21 protein-coding genes are annotated in these 21,003 nt (G+C 35.5%); 11 read left to right on the forward strand and 10 right to left on the reverse strand.

The window, feature by feature from the left end; all coding sequences use genetic code 11:
• Positions 1-8 precede the first annotated feature (8 nt).
• Positions 9-371, reverse strand: coding sequence for an RNA-binding regulator (gene rbp, locus C1638_RS06385; protein WP_076355637.1), 363 nt, complete (start codon positions 369-371; stop codon positions 9-11).
• A 442-nt stretch (positions 372-813) separates the two neighbouring features.
• Between rbp and C1638_RS06390 the strand changes: the two genes are divergently transcribed.
• The 8 genes from C1638_RS06390 (at position 814) to C1638_RS06425 (ending at position 10,054) form a co-directional block, all read left to right on the forward strand.
• Positions 814-1,227 carry a DUF6157 family protein gene (locus tag C1638_RS06390; RefSeq protein WP_109619335.1) on the forward strand — a complete coding sequence of 138 codons (414 nt, stop codon included), beginning with the start codon at positions 814-816 and terminating at the stop codon, positions 1,225-1,227.
• Between the two features lie 97 nt (positions 1,228-1,324).
• Positions 1,325-1,720 carry an acyl-CoA thioesterase gene (locus tag C1638_RS06395; RefSeq protein WP_076355641.1) on the forward strand — a complete coding sequence of 132 codons (396 nt, stop codon included), beginning with the start codon at positions 1,325-1,327 and terminating at the stop codon, positions 1,718-1,720.
• Complete coding sequence (locus C1638_RS06400) at positions 1,717-2,277, forward strand: helix-turn-helix domain-containing protein (RefSeq protein ID WP_109619337.1); 561 nt, start codon at positions 1,717-1,719, stop codon at positions 2,275-2,277. The genes C1638_RS06395 and C1638_RS06400 overlap by 4 nt, the downstream gene beginning before the upstream one ends.
• A 191-nt stretch (positions 2,278-2,468) precedes the next feature.
• Positions 2,469-5,318 carry a heavy metal translocating P-type ATPase gene (locus C1638_RS06405; protein ID WP_109619340.1) on the forward strand — a complete coding sequence of 950 codons (2,850 nt, stop codon included), beginning with the start codon at positions 2,469-2,471 and terminating at the stop codon, positions 5,316-5,318.
• 436 nt (positions 5,319-5,754) lie between these two features.
• Positions 5,755-6,615, forward strand: coding sequence for a polysaccharide deacetylase family protein (locus C1638_RS06410; protein ID WP_109619342.1), 861 nt, complete (start codon positions 5,755-5,757; stop codon positions 6,613-6,615).
• Positions 6,616-6,691: 76 nt separating this feature from the next.
• Positions 6,692-7,351, forward strand: coding sequence for a YggS family pyridoxal phosphate-dependent enzyme (locus tag C1638_RS06415; RefSeq protein ID WP_109619344.1), 660 nt, complete (start codon positions 6,692-6,694; stop codon positions 7,349-7,351).
• A 56-nt stretch (positions 7,352-7,407) separates the two neighbouring features.
• Positions 7,408-8,592 carry a sigma-54-dependent transcriptional regulator gene (locus C1638_RS06420; RefSeq protein WP_109619346.1) on the forward strand — a complete coding sequence of 395 codons (1,185 nt, stop codon included), beginning with the start codon at positions 7,408-7,410 and terminating at the stop codon, positions 8,590-8,592.
• A gap of 100 nt (positions 8,593-8,692) precedes the next feature.
• Positions 8,693-10,054 (forward strand): MATE family efflux transporter, encoded by a 1,362-nt coding sequence (locus C1638_RS06425; protein ID WP_109619348.1) that lies wholly within the window; start codon positions 8,693-8,695, stop codon positions 10,052-10,054.
• A gap of 353 nt (positions 10,055-10,407) precedes the next feature.
• Here the strand turns inward: C1638_RS06425 and C1638_RS06430 are convergent, their stop codons facing one another.
• Positions 10,408-10,917, reverse strand: a complete 510-nt coding sequence (locus C1638_RS06430; protein ID WP_228428061.1) for a GNAT family N-acetyltransferase — start codon at positions 10,915-10,917, stop codon at positions 10,408-10,410.
• A 249-nt stretch (positions 10,918-11,166) separates the two neighbouring features.
• Positions 11,167-11,727: a Crp/Fnr family transcriptional regulator gene (locus C1638_RS06435; RefSeq protein ID WP_109620581.1), complete on the reverse strand. Its 561-nt coding sequence runs from the start codon at positions 11,725-11,727 to the stop codon at positions 11,167-11,169.
• A 75-nt stretch (positions 11,728-11,802) separates the two neighbouring features.
• On the opposite strand from C1638_RS06435, the gene C1638_RS06440 reads away from it, so the two are divergent.
• Complete coding sequence (locus C1638_RS06440) at positions 11,803-12,492, forward strand: HAD family hydrolase (protein ID WP_109620583.1); 690 nt, start codon at positions 11,803-11,805, stop codon at positions 12,490-12,492.
• Between the two features lie 74 nt (positions 12,493-12,566).
• On the opposite strand, the gene C1638_RS06445 is transcribed toward C1638_RS06440, so the two are convergent.
• From C1638_RS06445 to era, 3 genes are all read right to left on the reverse strand, one after another.
• On the reverse strand, positions 12,567-14,969 hold the full coding sequence (locus C1638_RS06445) for a S9 family peptidase (protein ID WP_109619350.1): 2,403 nt from the start codon (positions 14,967-14,969) through the stop codon (positions 12,567-12,569).
• A 153-nt stretch (positions 14,970-15,122) separates the two neighbouring features.
• Positions 15,123-15,551, reverse strand: coding sequence for a DoxX family protein (locus tag C1638_RS06450; protein WP_076355661.1), 429 nt, complete (start codon positions 15,549-15,551; stop codon positions 15,123-15,125).
• Positions 15,552-15,618: 67 nt separating this feature from the next.
• On the reverse strand, positions 15,619-16,494 hold the full coding sequence (era, locus tag C1638_RS06455; RefSeq protein ID WP_076355663.1) for a GTPase Era: 876 nt from the start codon (positions 16,492-16,494) through the stop codon (positions 15,619-15,621).
• Between the two features lie 247 nt (positions 16,495-16,741).
• Here era and C1638_RS06460 point away from each other — a divergent pair, with 247 nt between their 5' ends.
• Both C1638_RS06460 and C1638_RS06465 read left to right on the forward strand, forming a co-directional pair.
• Complete coding sequence (locus C1638_RS06460) at positions 16,742-17,305, forward strand: Crp/Fnr family transcriptional regulator (RefSeq protein ID WP_109619352.1); 564 nt, start codon at positions 16,742-16,744, stop codon at positions 17,303-17,305.
• Between the two features lie 69 nt (positions 17,306-17,374).
• Complete coding sequence (locus C1638_RS06465) at positions 17,375-17,704, forward strand: DMT family transporter (RefSeq protein ID WP_109619354.1); 330 nt, start codon at positions 17,375-17,377, stop codon at positions 17,702-17,704.
• Positions 17,705-17,797: 93 nt separating this feature from the next.
• Here C1638_RS06465 and C1638_RS06470 read toward each other — a convergent pair whose 3' ends face one another.
• The 4 genes from C1638_RS06470 to C1638_RS06485 form a co-directional block, all read right to left on the reverse strand.
• Positions 17,798-18,565 (reverse strand): class I SAM-dependent methyltransferase, encoded by a 768-nt coding sequence (locus C1638_RS06470; RefSeq protein WP_076355669.1) that lies wholly within the window; start codon positions 18,563-18,565, stop codon positions 17,798-17,800.
• A complete protein-coding gene (map, locus tag C1638_RS06475) occupies positions 18,565-19,374 on the reverse strand; it encodes a type I methionyl aminopeptidase (RefSeq protein ID WP_076355671.1) in 810 nt (269 codons plus the stop codon). The genes C1638_RS06470 and map overlap by 1 nt, the downstream gene beginning before the upstream one ends.
• A gap of 84 nt (positions 19,375-19,458) precedes the next feature.
• A complete protein-coding gene (locus C1638_RS06480; protein WP_076355673.1) occupies positions 19,459-19,890 on the reverse strand; it encodes a BT0820 family HAD-type phosphatase in 432 nt (143 codons plus the stop codon).
• Between the two features lie 99 nt (positions 19,891-19,989).
• Positions 19,990-20,967: an acyl-ACP desaturase gene (locus C1638_RS06485; protein WP_109619356.1), complete on the reverse strand. Its 978-nt coding sequence runs from the start codon at positions 20,965-20,967 to the stop codon at positions 19,990-19,992.
• Positions 20,968-21,003: the final 36 nt, after the last annotated feature.

Below are 21,003 nucleotides of genomic sequence, written 5' to 3' on the forward strand. Positions count from 1 at the left end.
CATATTTTTTACCAACGATTTCCACCGCCGTTACCTCCACGGCTATTTCCACCGTATCCACCACCGTTACCTCCACGGTTGTTTCCGTAACCACCACCTCTGTTGTTGTCAAAGCTTCTTCTTGGCTTTTCTTCTCTTGGCTTAGCTTCAGATACGTTTAATGTTTTACCGTTGAATTCTTTTTGATTAAGAGCTTCAATAGCTTGCTTTCCTTCTTCATCACCCATTTCTACGAAACCGAAACCTCTAGAGCGACCAGTCTCTCTGTCTGTAACGATTTTAGCTGATGATACATCCCCAAATTCTGCGAATAGATCGTGCAACTCATACTCTTTAGTTGCGTAATTGATGTTTGAAACAAAAATGTTCATTTTGAATAAATTAAAAAATTAATAAAAATTTGGTATATAAAAGAAAAACAACATAAATTAATGAACAAATATTGATTCCAAATATAAACGTATGCAAGATACAATTAAAAATGTCAAATCAAAGCTTTTTTTTAATGTTTCTCACATTAGTTTGAATTCAAGCAACCAAAAGCAGTTAAAAACAAATTTAAATAGTTGACTATCAAATAATTAAATAGTTGAAATTACAAAAGTTAAAGTTAGTTAATATTATAAAATTAATAGATAATTATAAGGAATAATTTCTCAACCATTACCTTTATTAATAATGTAAACCTATAAAATCATTCATTTACAGATTACAATCGTCATAAATCTTGATATTATCTGATCAAAATGGCATTTCAAAAACATGGAATAGTATTATATTTATAAACCAGTTGTAACCCAATCTAATTCTATCATGAAACAACATACCACCAACTATATTAATACATTCATTGAGGTTGCCGAAGACTGCCCTGCTTTCCAGGCACTGATACCGCCGGAAAAGAAAGAAAAAACACTGGCTAATCTTCAATATGAACAAATCAGTAAACATCCTTATCAATATTCGTCAGATGATATTATTTTTGACTGCTATTCTTTTAAAAATGATATTTCAGAGAATGAAAAACAGGAAGCAAGAGATCAGTTCTTTTCTAAAGGCCAGGCCTGCCTACGATCCTCTCCCCTAGCCAAAAGATATGGATTTGGAATTCATCATAACCATGAAGGAAAAGTAGCCATCTTTCCTATAGAAAGTGAAGAATATCAAAAACTACTTAATGACCCCTCTATTGCGAAAACAAAAGCAATGCGCTCCAAAAGAAAATGATTGAGAAAATGAATAATTCTTTTCAGATCAATGAATACCTATCTTTTGAAAACTCCAGCTTTTAACACTAAATTTGTACTGCAAATTATTTAAGAATATGAACTATCATACTAGAAAATGGGTTAAACCCGAAGATTTAAATCCTAATCACTCTCTTTTCGGAGGAAGACTACTACAATGGATTGATGAAGAGGCTGCATTATATGCTATTATTCAATTAGAAAACACTAAGGTTGTCACCAAGTTTATTTCGGAGATCAATTTCGTAAGCTCAGCAAAACAGGGTGACATTATAGAAATAGGAATTGAAGCATCTCATTTCGGTTCTTCTTCTATTACTTTAAAATGTAATGTTCGAAACAAAATGACCCATCAAACTATTATTACTGTTGATAAAATTGTAATGGTTAATCTGGACAGCGATGGAAATCCGGCTCCTCATGGTAAAACTCAAATTGAATTTGTAAAAGACAGATTAAATAGCGGCCAATGAAAATTTTCGTAAAGAACATGGTCTGTAGCAGGTGTATTGCTGCCGTGGAGACGATCTTCAATAATGCTGATGTAAAAACCAGTTCCATTATCCTGGGAGAAGTTGAAACAGAAGCAGAAGTTCCTGTCAATACCATGCAATCCATTGAAGAAAAACTCTTGGAAACCGGTTTTGAGAGAATTATGGATTCTGCACATCAATTGGTTGAAAAGATCAAAAACTTAATCATTGTAAAAGTCCGCGAACTGGATATTGATGAAGATTTTCTGCTTTCCGAATTTTTAAGCTCAAAACTTCATAAAGACTATAGTTCCCTTTCAAAAACATTCTCGCAGAACGAGAATATTACTCTGGAACAGTTTTTTATCCTTCAAAAAATAGAAAAAGTAAAGGAACTGCTTTTATATAATGAATTTAACCTCACTGAAATTGCAGGAAAATTAGGTTACAAGAGTGTGCAGCATCTTTCTTCTCAATTTCGGAATGTTACAGGTTTCACTCCTACTGAATTCAAAAAGCTAAAGGACCACCACAGAAAACCACTAGACAATCTTTAAGGTGCAAGAGTCGGAGCGTGGGAGAATTTTAATATTGTAAAAAAATACAACACTCTCCCACTCTAACACTCTAATAACCTACCACTTCCAATACCTTAGCACCCTCAAGCCAAATTCTATAACTATTATCCTTAAATTTATAACAACCTTAGCTTTCCATTTTGGAAATTTGTAATATAAATTTAAGAATCATGGAACAACAGTATAAAATTCTCGGAATGACCTGTTCCGGTTGCCAGAAAAAGATATCTAATCAACTGAACGGTATAGACGGAGTAAAGGCTGATGTAAATCTGGAAAATAATACCGCAACAATTACTTCTGACCACCAAGTTGGACTTTCAGTTTTAAACGATGCATTGGCAGAAATAGGAAAATACAGACTTGAAGACCCCAACAATCCTGAAAAAGCGTTTGTAAAACCTCAGGATCGTGTCTCTCCATCCTCAGTATATTATTGTCCAATGGAATGCGAGGGAGACAAAGTATACTTCAAGCAGGGTGAAAGATGTCCGGATTGCAATATGTACTTAGTTCCTATTGAAGAGAAGCTAGCTAAGGACCCTAACCACAAACCCACTTATTCATCCACCCATCTTCCTGAAAACTTCAAAAGCAGTGTTGGAAAATACTATTGTCCGATGTTTTGTGAAGGAGATAAGATATATGATGAAAAAGGAGATTGTCCGGTATGCCATATGCATTTAGAAGAAATCACGGATAATCTTGCAAAAAGTGCAGGCGAACAACATCAACACTCACATTCACATAGCCACAGCCATCATCATGAAGCCCCTAAAGTTACAGATGAAATGGCCGGAAAATACTATTGTCCGATGTATTGTGAGGGAGACAAAACTTATGACTCCAATGTAGGATGTCCTGTGTGTGGGATGGATCTTGTAAAATATCCTGAAAAGAAAACAGCAAAGTACACCTGTCCGATGCATCCTGAGATTATCCGTGATGAACCCGGAGACTGCCCTATTTGCGGAATGGACCTTGTAAGAATGCCCGATAACGAAGACGATGAAGAAGATGAAACCTATAATATTCTAAAAAGAAAATTCATCACCTCACTGGCGTTTACAATTCCTGTTTTCATTCTTTCAATGGGCGGAATGTTTATTAATTTTCCTTTTTCTCATCAGATTCAGGGATATATTGAACTTGCTTTAACACTTCCTGTCATGTTCTATTCAGGCTGGTTTCTGCTGAAAAGAGGCTGGGTGTCATTTAAAACATGGAACCTTAACATGTTTAGTCTTATCGCACTGGGCGTGGCAGCAGCATTTATTTTCAGTATTGCAGCATTGGCTTTTCCTGATATTATCCCCCATGAAATCAGAGGACATAATCATGAAATTCCATTATATTTTGAAGCGGTCTGTGTCATCCTTACCCTTGTTATTTTAGGACAATTAATGGAAGCCGCAGCTCATAAAAAGACAGGAAATGCGATCAAGGAATTAATGAATCTATCACCAGATGAAGCCAACCTCATTGTAAATGGAGAAGAAAAAAGAGTTCTACTTTCTCAGGTAAAAATCGGAGATCTATTAAAGGTTAAACCGGGTGAAAAAATTCCTGTTGACGGGAAAATTACAGAGGGAAATTCTATTGTGGATGAAAGCATGATTACGGGAGAACCCATTCCTGTTGAAAAAGGTATAGACGACAAGGTTTCTTCAGGAACTATTAATGGAAATCAGGTTTTCATTATGAAAGCTGAAAAGGTAGGTGATGAAACTCTCCTTTCGCAGATCATTAAAATGGTTAATGAAGCAAGCCGTAGCAGGGCTCCTATCCAAAAACTTACAGATAAAGTTTCAAAAGTATTCGTCCCTGTGGTAATCCTTATTGCGGCACTTACCTTTGTATCATGGCAGTTTTTCGGTCCGGAGGGGAAAAGAAGCTTATTCGCTTTTGTGAATGCAGTGGCTGTTTTAATTGTAGCCTGTCCCTGTGCTCTAGGTTTAGCCACTCCAATGTCCTTAATGGTAGGAATCGGAAAAGGCGCCAAAAATGGTATTCTGATTAAAAATGCAGAAGCTCTTGAACAAATGAACAAGGTCAATGTTTTAATTACTGATAAAACAGGAACATTAACGGAAGGAAAACCTTCTGTAGAATATATTGAAACTGTCAATAATGAGGACAAGAAACAGCTTTTAAAACTTGCATTTTCCTTAAATCAAAATTCTGAACATCCACTTTCCAGTGCTGTAATCAAAAGAGCAAAGGAAGAGAATATCTCAGCAGAGAAAGTAGATCAGTTTGAAAATGTTTCAGGTAAAGGAATAAAAGGAAATATCAATGGTAAAACAGCTTACCTTGGGAATGAAAACTTATTAACCTCACACCAGATTCAAATTCCAAATGGATTGAAACAAAAAGCAATTGAAGTAAAGTCAAAAGCACATACCATTTCCTATATTGCACAAGATCAACAGGTTTTAGGATTCATCAGCTTTACGGATAAAATTAAAGCCAGCTCCAAAAAGGCTGTAGAACGATTAATGAGTGAAGGAGTTGACATTATTATGATGACCGGAGACAATGAGCATACCGCAAAAGCGGTTGCCACAGAACTTGGAATCAAGCACTTTAAAGCCAACTGTCTTCCGGAAGACAAATTAAATGAAGTAAAAAAACTACAGCAACAAGGAAAAGTGGTAGCTATGACCGGTGACGGAATCAATGACTCCCCTGCTCTTGCCCAGTCAGATATAGGAATTGCAATGGGAACCGGTACTGACGTTGCTATAGAAAGCGCCGAGATCACTTTATTAAAAGGAGACATTCTGGGAGTCGCAAAAGCAAAACTCTTAAGTGAAAAACTTCTTAAAAACATCAAAGAAAACTTGTTCTTCGCCTTTATCTATAACGTATTAGGAATTCCCGTAGCAGCAGGATTACTATATCCATTCTTCGGAATTCTATTGTCTCCGATGATTGCAGCTGCAGCCATGAGTGTAAGCTCATTATCTGTGATACTGAATTCACTAAGATTAAATTCAGTAGATCTGGATATAAAATAGCATTTTAAAATTTCAATAATAAAGAACCCATTTCATCAGAGTTATGAAATGGGTTCTTTTTATAACTATTAAAAGAAGTTTTAAAACCATTGATTTTTCTCTCTGTCAGAACTTTGTAAGAGACTTTCTGAAAAACAATTTCCTTTCAAAAAAATAGTTAAAAATTATTTCAAATTAATTAATTCTCCAACCTATGAAGAATTCTAAAACACGAACATAAATAGAGAAAACCTATCGTTTTGACAATTATAAATGTTAAGATTTAAAGAAAACAGAATTATTAGTTAACTATCAAAGAATTAACAAAAATACCCTTTAAAATAAAGTTCTTAAAATATCCTTAAAATAACAAAACACAACAATCAATGGCATATAATTTGTTAACATTCAAGCGTTATTTTTAACGATTTTTAACAATTTAATCTCCATTACCCTTATGAGAAAAATTTTTGCGGGAAAGTCAAGAAATAGGACTTTTCTCGGGATGTTTGCATTGGTGAGTGCAACTACTGTTCTAGTAAACAGCTGTAATTTTAAGAATGAAGTGAATGACTCTGTCAGCTCACAGGAACATCCTACCGCAGAACCCGTCACCCAGATGGATGAGGAAAGTGTAGATCCGGATAAAAGAGTAATCTATCTTACCTTTGATGACGGCCCCAACCAGGGTACAGAAAATCTTTTAAAAATCCTTGACAAAAGAAATGTTTGTGCAACCGCTTTTTTAGTAGGAAAACATGCATACGGAAGTACAAGGCAAAAGAAAGATTTTGAACTTTTGAAGCAAAATCCACTGATTGAGTTAGCCAATCATAGCTTTACGCATGCTCATAACAAATACACTGATTTTTACAGAAGTGCAGAAAGTGTTGTCCATGATTTTGATATCGCTAAAGACAGTCTAAAGCTTCATGATAAAATAGCAAGAACTCCCGGCAGAAATATCTGGAGGCTAAACAATATTAATGTAACTGATATTAAAAGCTCCACTGCAGCCGCAGACGGCCTTAAAAAAGCAGGATACAAAGTAATTGGTTGGGATCTTGAATGGAGACCATCTCAAAAAATGACATTGAAAGGAAGTCATGAAGCCATGTTGAAAAAAGTAGACAGCATCTTCTTGAACGATCTTGAAAAAACATCAAGACACCTTGTATTTTTAACTCATGACCAATATCTTAGAGATACAGATTCTATTAACGAACTGGATCTGTTTATTGAAAAACTACAGAAAAGCAACCGATTTGTTTTCAGAAAAATTTCTCAATATCCTAAGATAAATGAAGTCTTGAATTAATCTACTTTATAAAAATACAATGTAAAATGTATTGTTAACTGGGAAACTCTCAGGTAAATTTCGGAAATTTGCATTTATGAGTATTAAGGAAAATTATCAAGCTATAAAGGATCAGCTTACGTCAGATGTTCAACTGGTTGCGGTTTCAAAAACGCATCCGGTTTCTTCTATACAGGAAGTCTATGATCTGGGTCAAAGAGTTTTTGGAGAAAATAAGGTTCAGGAATTGATGGAAAAACATCCTCTCCTTCCTAAAGACATCCAATGGCACCTGATCGGGCATTTACAAACCAATAAAGTGAAGTATATAGCTCCATTCATAGATACCATACAAAGTGTAGATTCTCAAAAATTATTAGCTGAAATCAACAAGGAGTCAGGAAAAAATGAAAGAACAATTAAAGTTCTGCTTCAGGTAAAGATAGCAGCAGAAGAAAGTAAATTCGGACTTGAAATATCAGAAGCTAAAGATCTATTCCAACAGTATATTGATGGAGGTTTTCCTCACATTGAGATTACAGGCCTGATGGGAATGGCTACTTTTACGGATGATGAGCAGCAGGTCAGAAACGAATTTTTAACTTTAAAAGGTCTTTTTGATGAATTAAATCAACTAAAACGATTAAAAACCTTATCAATGGGAATGAGTGACGATTTCCCTGTAGCCATTGAATGTGGAGCCAATTCTGTAAGGGTTGGATCCGCCATTTTTGGGAGAAGAGACTATTCCAAATAGAATTTTTAGGTATGGTTTTTGCTAATAATTGAAACAAAAAATTTAAATTTGCAACTATGCAAAAAATCCTTATAGTAGAAGACGAAAAAGCAATCTCGGGAGTACTTCACAGTATTCTGTCTGATGAACTTACAGAATATGAATTTGTTATCGCTGAAGACGGCCTTGAAGGTTACAAGCAGGTAGAAAAAGAAGATTTCGCATTGGTGATTTCTGATATCAAAATGCCTAAACTTTCAGGAACTGAACTTTTAAAGCAGAGTCTTATATTAAAACCAGAAACTACTTTTATCATGATCTCAGGTCACGCAGACATTGATTCTGCTGTTTCCTGCTTGAAAGAGGGTGCATATGACTTTATTTCCAAGCCCATTGACATCAATAGACTGATCACCAGTGTAAAAAATGCGCTGGCTAAGGAAACTCTGAAGAAAGAAAACAAAAATCTTCAGACTGAAAACAAGACCTTAAAGAGAAAAGTTAACAAAAAATACCAAATGATCGGTACCTCTCCTGCCCTGCAGAAGATTCAGGATATGATCGAAAAGGTAGCCGTTTCCGATGCCAGAGTTTTGATTACAGGACCCAATGGTGCAGGAAAGGAATTGGTAGCTCATGCTATCCATAACCAAAGTGAGCGTGCAAGAGGACCAATGATTGAAGTAAACTGTGCTGCAATCCCATCTGAACTTATTGAATCTGAGCTTTTCGGGCATGTAAAGGGATCTTTTACAGGTGCTATCAAGGATAAGCAAGGAAAATTTGAACAAGCTAATGGTGGTACTATATTCCTTGATGAAATTGGAGACATGAGCCTTATTGCTCAGGCTAAGGTATTGAGAGCGCTTCAGGAAAGCAAAGTTTCTCCTGTGGGAAGTGATAAAGAAATAAAAGTTGACGTAAGAGTAATTGCGGCGACTAATAAAAATATGCAGAAAGAGATTGAGGAAGGGAAATTCAGAGAAGATCTTTACCACAGACTTTCTGTAATTGAAATCTATGTTCCGCCATTGGATGATAGAAAAGACGATATCAAATTATTAGTTGAGCATTTCTCCGGTATGATTGCTGATGAGCATGGTACTGCTATGAAAAAGTTTGATGATAAAGCTATTGATGCTTTAAAAGCACTTTCATGGACTGGAAATATCAGAGAATTAAGGAATGTTGTAGAAAGATTAATTATTCTTGGTGGAAATACTGTTTCTGCGGATGACGTTGCAAGTTTTGTAAGGAAATAATAAAGCTATTATTTACAATATTATAAAAATTTGCAGTATTACTACTGCAAATTTTTTTTTGGACTATTTGAATTATAAACTATATGAATCTTAAAATATTATGAAATTTTTAAACAAAAACTACACAAAGGAATGCCTGACTTTGGCTCTGCCTGTGATGCTCACCCAGGTAGGGCAAGTTTCAGTAAATTTATTCGACAATATTATTGTTGGAAAACTTTTAGGAGCAGATGCCTTGGCGTCTGTTTCATTAGGAAATGCAGTTTTCTTCTCCATATTTGTATTGGCACTTGGGTTTTCATTTGCCATACCACCGCTGGTTTCAGAAGCACACTCAAAGGAGGATCATGCTACTATTAATTCCGTGTTTAGTCATGGTTTTGTTATCAATATGGCGGTAGGAGTAATTCTTATGCTGGTTTTATTTGCAGTAATGCCTCTACTCCATCATTCCGGACAGCCAGCAAAAATTATTCCTGACACCATAGGCTTTTTAAGTATTATGGTGGTGAGTATGATACCAATTATGGCATTTCAGACGCTTCGTGAGGTTTCAGAGGGACTATCTTATACGATTGGAGTTACCAAGGCTACCATCATTGCCAATATCATTAATATCGTTTTAAACTACGTGTTTATTAAAGGACTTTGGGGAATACCTCCAATGGGGGTAAAAGGATCTGCTTTAGCAACTCTGATCTCCAGAATCTTTATGGCTGTTTTCCTTTATTTTGTATTGATTAAAGAAGAGAGAACAAGACGTTATATCAAAGACTTCTCTTTGAAAGTACAGGACTTCTCTAAGGCTATGTTTGATAAAATGGTAAAACTGGGATTACCTACAGCTTTACAGATGTTCTTTGAGGTAACCGCCTTTGCAGGTGCTGCCTTTATCTGCGGATTGATCTCTGCCCATGATATTGCTTCTCACCAGATTGCATTGAGTATGGCCTCATTTACATTCAACCTTTGTGTTGGGTTCAGCGTAGCTTCTACTGTTATGATCGGAAGAAAATTGGGTGAACAGAATTTTGTTGAATTAAGAAAAGTCGGAATCAATAATTTAAAGATTGCATTTATCTTTATGTGTATCTGTGGATTATTCTTCGTACTGGGCAGAAATATATTACCAACTTTCTTCACGAAAAAAGAAGAAGTTGAAGTAATTGCTCTGGCTTCAAAGCTAATGATTATTGCTGCTTTATTCCAGCTTTCTGATGGAATTCAGGTAACAGCTTTAGGAATGCTAAGAGGTTTGCAGGATGTTAAAATACCATCCATTTATACCTTTATCGCTTATTGGGTTATTACGATTCCTTTAGGATATTTCTTCTGTGTTACCCTGGAAATGGGAGCCTTTGGAATGTGGATCGCCCTTGGGCTTGGATTAACGGTATCAGCTGTTTTCCTTGTTAAACGATTCCTGAATATGTCTGCCAAGAGAATTAAGCAGAATATATAATACTTAAAAAAGGCTGTTTCAATAGAAGCAGCCTTTTATTTTTCTCGCAGGTTTTGGAGATTATGCAGATTTCAATTACAAATAAAAGTATTAATATTAGACATTTTCAACAGTTAAAAACATCTACAATCTTTTTCATGCTGTAAGACTAAACATGAAAAAACAAAAAGACTGCTGATACTCCTACGGGGTGACAAAGTATATGTTTTTTTAATCCCATAAACTATCAGTTTCATGCAAATCTTGAAAGTCATAAATATTTTAATATCTGCGTAATTTGCTAAATCAGCGAGATATATTTTTTAATATAGAAATAAGAGAAAAGCCACCTCAAATGAGACGGCTTTTATATTCTATTTTATTCTTTTACCTAAAATCACCAGACTTCTTTCAATACCATCCAAAACAGCGACATCGGGAAGCTTCCCCCAGTCTTCAAACCCAAAGTGCCTGAATAACTTCAGACTTGGCTCGTTGTGAAGAAAGATAAGCGCTACAAGATTGTTCACTCCAAATTTTCCGGCATTATCAATACAATACTGAAGAATGGTCTTACCATAGCCTTTTCCTCTACAGCTTTCATCCAGATAAATACTCACTTCTACCGTTCCGCTGTACGCAGGTCTTTCGTGGAATGAACTAAAGCTTACCCATCCTATAATCTGATCTTCGTGGTCTTCAACAATCCAGAGTGGCCTTGTTTCAGGATTATGCTCATTAAACCATTTCTGCTTGCTTTCTACAGAGACTTCCTCCACATCAGCTGTCACCATTCTTGAAGCAATTGTGGAATTATATATGGCCACGATTTTATTTAAATCTACCAACTCAGCATTTCTGAACTTTAATTCTTCCATTGACATTAAATCAAACTTATTTTAATACAAAAATAATAAATTTTCAAAATACCCCTTTAGAATTCAACTATTTTATATAAATAATAATATTAAAATCAATTAAACCCCTTAAACCAAAAGCCAAAACCTGTTTTTTAATATTTAAATTCACAAAGGCGCGATGGATCTGATCGCATTTGATATTTTAAGACGCAAAGATTTGATCTCCGATAAAATTGAATACTGCTCATTTTACTACTCGCATTTCCAACAAAATTATTTCAAATCTTTTAAAATCCTGTTCAGGCTTCTCACCGTTATTCCCAGGTAGGCAGCCATATTTTCCTTTGAAATTTGGATATTCTGTTTTGACTGCATTTTAAGCAGTTGTGCCAAGGTATGTTCTATGGTATAAAGCTGTTGATAAGAAGCCCTGCTGGAAGTATTAATAATCCTTTCAGCAAAGGAATCTAATAGTAAGTTGTTCAGGATAAGATCATTTTTAATCAGGTTCTTAAAATGATTCAGATTGATGGTATAAACTGCAACATCAGTCAACGCTTCAATACCACACAAACAAGGAATATTTTTTATCAATTCTACCTCTCCAATAATCTCTCCGCTTCCCAGAAACTCAACAATATATTCCTTTCCATTTTCCTCTCCAAAATAGCACTTACCTATCCCTTCCTTAATGAGCATAACTTTAGAAAGAGGCTGATCCTGAATTAATAACTTTTCTCCCTTGGAAAAAGACTGTAACATAATATCTTCTCCATTCTGGTTGTGATAGAGCTCTTCAAGATAGCTTAAAAATGATTGATTCGTCCGTAACATATTCATTCGGGACAATTGTCCTTTTCTGGTTTATTTTTTATGCTGAAATTTGAAGCTGAAAATTACAAAACTAAAATGAATAATCACATTACTACAATAGCCTTTGATGCAGATGATACTCTTTGGGTGAATGAGCCTTATTTTCAGGAGGCAGAAAAAGAATTCTGTATACTCTTAGAAGATTACCTTCCTCAGCATTCCGTTTCTCAGGAATTATTTAAGACCGAAATGCAAAACCTGCATTTGTATGGGTATGGGGTAAAGGGCTTCATGCTTTGTATGATTGAAACCATCAGCAGGGTTACCCATAATACAGCCTCTTTACAGCTGGTTAACAAAGCCATTGAACTAGGCCAGGAACTTTTGCAAAAACCCATTGAACTTTTGGATGGAGTTACGGATACATTGGATAGCTTAAAAGGAAAATACAGACTGGTTGTAGCGACAAAAGGAGATTTACTGGATCAGGAACGCAAGCTTAAGAATTCGGGATTACAGGATTATTTCCACCATATTGAGATTATGAGTGACAAGAAAGAGAATGATTATAAAAAGCTATTGAAGCATCTTGACTGTCAGCCGGAAAATTTCCTGATGCTAGGAAACTCCATTAAGTCTGATATTCTACCTGTTTTGGAAATCGGAGGATCTGCAGCACATATTCCTTATCATGTCACATGGAACCATGAACAACATGATGTGAATTTAGAACATGAACATTTTATGGAACTGAAAAGTATTGATGAAATATTAAAATACTTATAATTTTAAGCTTTAAAACTACATTTTTCACTTAAATAAAAAAGAGGTTGTTTCTTGGAAACAACCTCTTCTGTATATTATTTTTTCAAACATTTTTCAAGGAACTGATCCTGTTCCCATAAAACATGTAGAATATTTTCTTTAGCCTGATATCCGTGGGATTCTTTTGGAAGAAGAACCATTCTTACCGGAGCACCAAGGTTTTTCAAGGCCTGGAAATATCTTTCAGTCTGTAATGTAAAAGTCCCTGGGTTGTTATCTGCATCACCATGAATCAAAAGTAATGGTGTTTTCATTTTATCCGCATTCATAAAGGGAGACATCGTGTTATAAACCTCCGGAACATCCCAATAATTTCTTTGCTCACTCTGAAATCCAAATGGAGTCAACGTTCTGTTATATGCTCCACTTCTAGCAATACCACACGCAAAAAGATGAGAATGAGTCAAAAGATTGGCAGTCATAAAGGCCCCATAGGAATGCCCTCCTACAGCCACTTTCTTTTTATCAATATATCCCAATTGATCTACCGCATTGATGGCAGCATCTGCATTGGCAACCAACTGAGTAATAAAGGTATCATTGGGTTCTGTTTTTCCTTCTCCAATGATTGGGAAAGCAGCATGATCTAGCACAGCATACCCTTTAGTAGTCCAGTATACAAAAGATCCGTAAGTCGGAAATGTAAAATCATTATCATTTTGGGTACTTTGGCCTGCTGTATTTTTATCTTTATACTCTCTCGGATAAGCCCAGATTAAAAGGGGAAGCTTTTCTTTTTTAGCCTTTCTGTCGTAATTTGCTGGCAGATAAAGAATTCCACTCAGGGTAACACCATCATTCCTTTTGTAAGTAATCACTTCTTTGTAAATATCCTTGATGCTTTCAAAAGGATTTGCAAAATAAGTTACAGCTTCTGTTTTATTGGATTTAATATTCTTTTTAAAATAGTTTGGATACTGGTTTGAAGCCTCCTGAGTTGTCAAAATCTCTCCTTTTGACGGATTCAGAATATCAACAATATTTTCCTTTGCATTCTTGATGTTCGACGTATACAGTCTTTTCTTTTTCAGTGATTTAACATCCATTTCATCAATGAAAGGATGTTGTCCGTCTTTTGTAAATCCGTCACCTATCAGATAGGTCTTCCCACCTTTCATATCAATAACCGATTTTCCGTATTGATTTTTTACCTTGTTAAATTTACCCGGATCACTATAAACATCCTGAACATTTCTGTCATCAATTACCTTTGATTCTCTGTTATTAAGGTCAATCAGGAATGATTTTGTGTTTCTGGTGTCATACCATTCTTCAGAAACTACAGCGTAATGATCATTGGTCCAATTAATATCTTCATATCTCTGTTTCATTTTGAAGAAAGATTTTGGAGCCGCTGCAAACGGAGCTTCCCACGTAAAGATTTCATCTCGGTATTCGGCAGCCTTATGTTGATTTCCTCCATCAAGTGCTTCAGTATACACTAGAGTTGCCGGAGCATCGCTTCTCCAATTCATATCTCTTTTTCCTGTTCTTACTGATGAAAAGCCCTTTGGCATAATCTCATTAAGCGGAACTTCGTTTACCACTTTCACAACATTTCCTTTCGTATCATATACAGTTGATGTTGAGGGAAATCTGTTCAGTGGAACAATATAGGAGAATGGTTTTTTGATTGTAGTTGTCAATAAGTAGTTACCATCCGGAGAAAAGCTTAACCCTGAATACATATCTTTATCCATAAGCTTCTTCAGGTTTCCGTTCAGATCTACGTTATAAACTTCAGAAGATACAAGAACCTCAAAGTTCTTCTCATCCTGTGGATTTTTTAAAAGATCCTGATATGTTCTATTTTGTGAAACTTTTCCATCTGCTGTAGAAACAATAGGTCCTGTTGGAAGATCTTTACTTGAATCAATCAAGGCAGGCCTGTTCTGAGGAAGGGTTCTTATCAATAAACTTTGTGAATCATTATACCAGATGTACGGATATCCTAAGTTCGCGTTCAGAACATCTTGTGTAATCTTTTTTGCAGTGGCAGTTTGCATGTCTATCATCCACAACTCTACTCCTTTATCGGTCGTATTGGTAAAGGCCAGTTTTTTTTCGTCCGGTGAAAATAAAAGATGTGCAATTTTAGCTTCTGATGGTAGATTTCTTACCTGAGTCTCATTTTTATCTCCGATCTTTCTTATTTTAAGATTATTAAAATAAGTAACCGTACTGGCAATATTAGTAACCGGATTGATCCTTAGTCCTCCCAGTTTCATTTCCTGTTGGTTAAGATCATTCAGAGTTTTATAAGCCGGTCTGTAGGTAAATACAACCCAGTCTTTCTTACTGTTCATCAGAACGGCAGGTGGTCTTTCATAATCTGCAAGTTTCAGAATTTCTGCAGAAGGCTTTTGGTAGGTAATATTCTCCTGTGCATCATAAAAATTGAGAAATGCCAGAAGGCAAATTGTCAGCTTTATCTTCATATAGATTCATTTTCCACGAATGTAGTGATTTTTGAATAATTACCAACATATCAAATCACGTATAACATCTGAAAACAAAGACAATTTCAAATATAACTCCAATAAAAAAAGAGCATCAATTGATGCTCTTTTATATTATATTCAGTAAGTTTATTACCAGTCTGAAGCTCTTTTTCTTCTTTCAATCATATGATCTACAGAAACCTTTCCGGCTCCAATAATCATCAGGAGAAGATAAACAGAAAGATAAATAAGACTCATTTCTCTTTTTTCAAAAGGGTCTGCCCCATGAACTACAAATCCTGCAATGACCATCGTAAAGATCAAAAAACCTAAGGAAATCCTTGTAAAAAGTCCTAATATCAGTAAAATTGAACAAGCAAATTCAGCAATTACTGTAAGAATCAACGAAATCTGTGGACCCAATCCCATAAAATCGAAAAATTCAATTTTACCGCCCGCCAATAACATTTGGAGCTTTGGATATCCATGAGAAAGCATTGCAAAACCTACAAACACTCTCACTGCCAATAAAATAATATCTTTAGGTATTGAGCTTGAATTTGAATTATTATAGTTCATTTACTAAAAAATTTAGACTAAGTTAATAAAAATCTTTTAATACAACGGAATCTACAGTGTTTTTAGTCTATCTGTACCCGAAATTTTTCAAGTCTCGGTCATTCTTTCTCCAATCTTTTTTCACCTTTACGAATAAATTCAGGTGAATTTTTTTGGAAAAGAATTTTTCAAGATCTAACCTCGCATCTGTCCCTACTTTCTTGATAGCCTCACCCTTATGTCCAATAATAATTCCTTTCTGAGTATCTCTTTCTACATAGATAATAGAATCTATAAAGATAATGCCCTCTTTTTCCTTAAACTGCTCGGTAACTACTTCTACAGAATATGGAATTTCCTTGTCATAATTTAAAAGAATTTTCTCACGGATAGCCTCATTTACGAAGAACCTTTCCGGTTTGTCAGTATACTGATCCTTATCATAGTAAGGAGGGTTTTCAGGTAATAAAGACTTTAATTTAGGTAGGATAATTTCTGTATTAAAGGCATTCAGGGCAGAAATTGGAAGAATTTCAGCTTTAGGAATCCTGTTGTGCCAGTCTTCTACCAATTTTTCAAGACCAGCCTGATCTGTTTGGTCTACTTTGTTTAATAAAAGAAGTACAGGAACAGGAATTTTATTTAATTTATCAATTAAGAACTCTGATGGTTCAGCTTTATCAGTTACATCTACAATAAACAGGAATACATCAGCATCCTGTAGGGAATCCTTTACAAAATCCATCATTTTTTCCTGCAATCCGTATTTAGGATCCAATACTCCGGGAGTATCAGAAAATACGATTTGAAGATCCTCTTCATTATAAATACCAAAAATTCTGTGACGGGTTGTCTGGGCTTTCTGCGTTACAATCGCCAACTTCTCTCCCATCAATTGGTTAAGTAGTGTAGATTTTCCGGCATTCGGCTTTCCAACTATATTTACAAATCCAGCTTTGTGCATAAAAATAATATTACGAACTGCAAAGTTACTAAAACAAAATTGGTCTTTACGGTTAATCTCAATATTTAAAAGAAAAAAGAGAGTTATATAATTTTATAGTACGCCTGAATTCTCTTTCTTTGGAGTGGTAAATTGAAAACCCGGCGAGATAGCTCACCCTATTACTTAATATAACCATAAAAAATATCAGATTATTTTGTATCACATTACTTAAAACTGATACTTTTGAATATTAGAATTCATATTTATGAATATAGACCAGATTCTTGATCAAATTTATATACTTCCTGAGGCTTCCAAAAATAGCTTAAAAGAATATATCACAGAAGTTTCTCATCCAAAAGGATATTGCCTGATGGAGGCAGATAAGGTGATACCACACCTTTATTTTATCCGTAAAGGAATTGCGCGTGCTTATTCTTCAACGTCCGACAATGATATTACATTCTGGTTCGGAAGCGAAGGCCAATGTGTACTTTCTATGAAAAGTTATGTGGAAGACAAACCTGGCTATGAAAGCATTGAGCTGCTGGAAGATTGTGATTTATACAGACTGGAAACAGAGAACCTCAGAACATTGTTCAACGAGGATATTCATATTGCCAACTGGGGCAGAAAACTTGCGGAAGCTGAAATGATAAAGTCAGAAGAACTCATTATCTCAAGGCAATTTAAAACATCATTGGAACGATATAAGGATATTATCCTGTATCAACCAGATTTATTAAAGAGGGTTCAGCTTGGTCACATTGCCTCTTACCTTGGGATTACGCAGGTGAGCTTAAGCAGAATTCGGGCAGAGATAAAATAGTATTTTTTAACAATTGTAAAATTTTTTCTGCTCATAAATTCTGAAATTTGCAGTAGAAAAATTTACAAAATGAATTGGATCATATTAGTTATCGCAGGATTATTTGAAGTTGCCTTCGCTTCATGTTTAGGAAAGGCAAAGGAGACATCAGGAACAGAGATGTATCTTTGGTACACAGGTTTTCTGATAACGATGACTATAAGCATGCTTTTGCTTATCAAAGCTACTCATACATTACCTATCGGTACGGCTTATGCTGTATGGACAGGAATTGGAGCGGTAGGAACCGTCTTAATGGGAATCTTCTTCTTTAAGGATCCTGTAAGTTTCTGGAGAGTATTTTTTATCGTAACCTTAATTGGTTCAGTAATCGGATTAAAAGCAGTTTCTTCTCACTAAAAGACAGAAACTCTAAAAATAATTTCTATCTAGTTTAAATATAAAACCGCCTTCGTGATGAAGACGGTTTTATTTTTTCAGCGTATTGCTTTATTATTTCTTGAAAACTACAGGAAGAATCTCATTGCTTCTCAACCCATATTTTTTTATTTCTTCTTCTGAAAATTTCTGCGAGTAGAAATTAGGTTCTGTTTCAAAACCGGCTTTTCTTAAACGGTCGAAATAATCCATTCCGTACCAACGAACATGATCGTATTGGCCGAAATGTTTCTGACGCTCCTTTGGGTCTTTTATGGTAAAATCTTCGTAGGTTTTCTCCAATGAATTTCTCATCGGAACCTGAAGAATCCCCCATCCGCCGGGTTTCATTACTCTGTATAGTTCACTGATTGCCTTTGCATCATCTTCAATATGTTCCAGAACGTGGTTACAGAAAACAATATCAAAGCTTTCATTTTCGAAAGGAAGATCCAAAATATCAGCTTTCACATCTACAATTGGAGAATATAAATCAGCAGAAATATAGTTCAGGTTGCTCATTCTCTTGAATTTCCTAAGAAATTCCTGTTCGGGAGCAATATGCAGAACTTTATAGCTTTTAATAAAGAAATCAGTTTCATTTTGAAGATATAGCCACATCTGGCGGTGTCTTTCCAGACTTAAGGTTCCGGGAGAAAGGGCATTTTCCCTTTGCTTTCCATATCCATAAGGCAGAAATTTCCTGTATGATCTTCCATCAATAGGATCATAAAATGTATCTCCTTTAAAAAACTGATAAATAAGCGGTCTTGCCCAGATGCTCATTTTAATCAGCATCGGACGTGGAATTTTATTCAGTAAAAGCTTAGTTATCTTCTTCATTAAAAATCCAGTTGGAAAGGCTTTTCTTCGTCACTTACAATTCCTAAGGCTTCGTATACATAGTCAAATGTTGAAAGCAATACCGGTTTACCGTTGATTACTGCTACATCATGCTCAAAGTGAGCAGAAGGCAGATCATCCAAAGTAGTTACTGTCCAGCCATCACTATGGAATTTCACTTTTTCAGTACCAAGGTTAATCATAGGCTCGATCGCAATTGCTAAACCGTCCTTGATAACTTTTCCGCTTCCTTGTTTACCATAATTAGGTACTTGTGGATCTTCATGCATTTTTCTTCCTAAACCATGTCCTACAAGCTCTCTTACTACTCCGTATCCTTCTTTTTCACAATGTGCCTGGATAGCATGGGAAATATCTCCTATTCTTTTTCCTCTGATACATTGCTCAATCCCTTTGTAAAGAGATTCTTTGGCAACCTGTAATAATTTTTTCACCTCCGGTTTTACTTCACCAATCTCGAAAGTATAAGCGTGGTCACCTACAAATCCGTTAAGAATAACGCCACAGTCTACAGAAAGAACGTCTCCTTCTTTTACGACCTCGTTGTTTGGGAAACCATGAACTACCTGCTCATTTGGAGAAATACACAGAGAGTTTGGAAAACCTCCATATCCTAAGAAAGCAGGCTCAGCACCATGATCTTTTATAAAATCATGAGCAAGTTTATCCAAATATAATGTGGTAATTCCCGGTTTTATTTCTTTTGCCAACATTCCCAATGTTTTAGAAACCAATCGGGCACTCTCCTTCATCAGACGCAATTCGTCTATTGTTTTTAATTGAATCATTGTATTAATTTACCAATGTATTAATATATCAGTGTAACAATATTGATTGATGAATTGGTACACTGCTAGATTGTTATATTTTTATTACCAGAAAAGACCTTTTTTCTTTTCTTTTTTAAGTTTTGAATAGGCAAGAACTTCTTTTCCTTCTACACGGAATTCTATTCTTTCCTGAATAATATTGTAGATTTCTCCCCATCCTGGAAATCCACCAATGTTTCTGTCATCGATGAACCAGTCTGCATCCAATTTTCTGGATTGATTGGCAGGATCAAAAACTTCTCCCTCAAAACTTGAGTTTACCGCATAAAATTCTATCCCATTCTTTTTGCAGAATTCTACTGCTTCATCTAACGTTTTACCGTGTCTGTATGTCCAAAGAATAAGTCTGAAGCCTTCTGCCTGAAGCCTTTTTAATGTTTCAAAGGCGAAAATTTTCGGTTTACCAATTGCCGGATAAGCATCATCCACAACAGTTCCGTCAAAGTCAACAGCAATCTTTTTATTATTTAACATTTTGTTCTTTTTTTAGCTTTGCAAAGATAAGAAATAAAAAAGAGTGCCAAAAAGAAAGGCACTCAATACTTTTATAATTTAAATAATAATATGGTTCTACTAGCTCTTTACCCAGTTAAACTGGAACTGAAGATCAGGTGTTGAAACTCTGTCTGTGATCTTCTGTAGTCTTGAAGGAAGCTTCATCAGGTATTCCTGAGCTTTTTCCGCTTTTTCTGAAAGGCCTTTTACGTGTTCAATCTTCCATTCATCCAGAAGATCTTTCATAATATTAATATAATCCTGACCGGTGTATACCATACATCTTTGTGCAGCATCTGAGAAATGCCCCCAAAGTTCTCCAGCTTTCTGTCCTGATTGTCTCATCAGGTGAGCCGGCATTACGATCTTCTTACGCATCATATCTTCAAACGCAAGGATCATTTCTGATGGGTCTATTTCAAGGATTTTAGCTACGAAATGTTTGTAAGCTTTTGCGTGTCTTGCTTCATCTGCTGCAATTACTCCGCACATTTTTGCTAATTTTCCGTTTCCACATTGTTTTGCCAATGTTCCTACTCTTCTGTGAGAGATATTGGTTGCAGTTTCCTGGAAACTTGTATAAATGAAGTTTCTGTATGGGTCCATGCTTGTACCAAGGTCGAAGCCATCATTGATCAGATACTGAGTTGTGATTTCAACTTCTCTCATGTTTACTCTTCCACACAGATATAGATACTTGTTTAATAAATCTCCATGTCTGTTTTCTTCAGCTGTCCAGGCTCTCACCCAGTTTGCCCAGCCTACTTTTTGTTCCTGATTTACTCCGTCCACTCCCATTAGCCAAGACTCATAAGATGGTAGAGCTTCTTCAGTAATACAGTCACCGATTAATGTTACAAACAAATCATACGGCATCTCACGGGCAAAAGTCTGAATCTCTTCTAAATCATGTTTAAAATCATCGCTTGAAGGATCTGGCAGGTAATCAGAAGGCTGCCATATCTTTTCAATTGGCGTTAAAAATTTATCAAGAAAAGAACCTACTTCCTTTTCCAATATTCCCATTACTTCTTTCCTAACAAGCTTTTGATACATTTTACTATTCAGTTTTTAATTAACAAAGATATGATT

This window comes from Chryseobacterium oncorhynchi (genome assembly GCF_002899895.1).
Lineage (GTDB): Bacteria > Bacteroidota > Bacteroidia > Flavobacteriales > Weeksellaceae > Chryseobacterium > Chryseobacterium oncorhynchi.

Coding starts and splice junctions, on each gene's coding strand:
- rbp (WP_076355637.1), bottom strand. CDS start 371: ATGAACATTTTTGTTTCAAACATCAATTACGCAACTAAAGAGTATGAG.
- C1638_RS06390 (WP_109619335.1), top strand. CDS start 814: ATGAAACAACATACCACCAACTATATTAATACATTCATTGAGGTTGCC.
- C1638_RS06395 (WP_076355641.1), top strand. CDS start 1,325: ATGAACTATCATACTAGAAAATGGGTTAAACCCGAAGATTTAAATCCT.
- C1638_RS06400 (WP_109619337.1), top strand. CDS start 1,717: ATGAAAATTTTCGTAAAGAACATGGTCTGTAGCAGGTGTATTGCTGCC.
- C1638_RS06405 (WP_109619340.1), top strand. CDS start 2,469: ATGGAACAACAGTATAAAATTCTCGGAATGACCTGTTCCGGTTGCCAG.
- C1638_RS06410 (WP_109619342.1), top strand. CDS start 5,755: ATGAGAAAAATTTTTGCGGGAAAGTCAAGAAATAGGACTTTTCTCGGG.
- C1638_RS06415 (WP_109619344.1), top strand. CDS start 6,692: ATGAGTATTAAGGAAAATTATCAAGCTATAAAGGATCAGCTTACGTCA.
- C1638_RS06420 (WP_109619346.1), top strand. CDS start 7,408: ATGCAAAAAATCCTTATAGTAGAAGACGAAAAAGCAATCTCGGGAGTA.
- C1638_RS06425 (WP_109619348.1), top strand. CDS start 8,693: ATGAAATTTTTAAACAAAAACTACACAAAGGAATGCCTGACTTTGGCT.
- C1638_RS06430 (WP_228428061.1), bottom strand. CDS start 10,917: ATGTCAATGGAAGAATTAAAGTTCAGAAATGCTGAGTTGGTAGATTTA.
- C1638_RS06435 (WP_109620581.1), bottom strand. CDS start 11,727: ATGTTACGGACGAATCAATCATTTTTAAGCTATCTTGAAGAGCTCTAT.
- C1638_RS06440 (WP_109620583.1), top strand. CDS start 11,803: ATGAATAATCACATTACTACAATAGCCTTTGATGCAGATGATACTCTT.
- C1638_RS06445 (WP_109619350.1), bottom strand. CDS start 14,969: ATGAAGATAAAGCTGACAATTTGCCTTCTGGCATTTCTCAATTTTTAT.
- C1638_RS06450 (WP_076355661.1), bottom strand. CDS start 15,551: ATGAACTATAATAATTCAAATTCAAGCTCAATACCTAAAGATATTATT.
- era (WP_076355663.1), bottom strand. CDS start 16,494: ATGCACAAAGCTGGATTTGTAAATATAGTTGGAAAGCCGAATGCCGGA.
- C1638_RS06460 (WP_109619352.1), top strand. CDS start 16,742: ATGAATATAGACCAGATTCTTGATCAAATTTATATACTTCCTGAGGCT.
- C1638_RS06465 (WP_109619354.1), top strand. CDS start 17,375: ATGAATTGGATCATATTAGTTATCGCAGGATTATTTGAAGTTGCCTTC.
- C1638_RS06470 (WP_076355669.1), bottom strand. CDS start 18,565: ATGAAGAAGATAACTAAGCTTTTACTGAATAAAATTCCACGTCCGATG.
- map (WP_076355671.1), bottom strand. CDS start 19,374: ATGATTCAATTAAAAACAATAGACGAATTGCGTCTGATGAAGGAGAGT.
- C1638_RS06480 (WP_076355673.1), bottom strand. CDS start 19,890: ATGTTAAATAATAAAAAGATTGCTGTTGACTTTGACGGAACTGTTGTG.
- C1638_RS06485 (WP_109619356.1), bottom strand. CDS start 20,967: ATGTATCAAAAGCTTGTTAGGAAAGAAGTAATGGGAATATTGGAAAAG.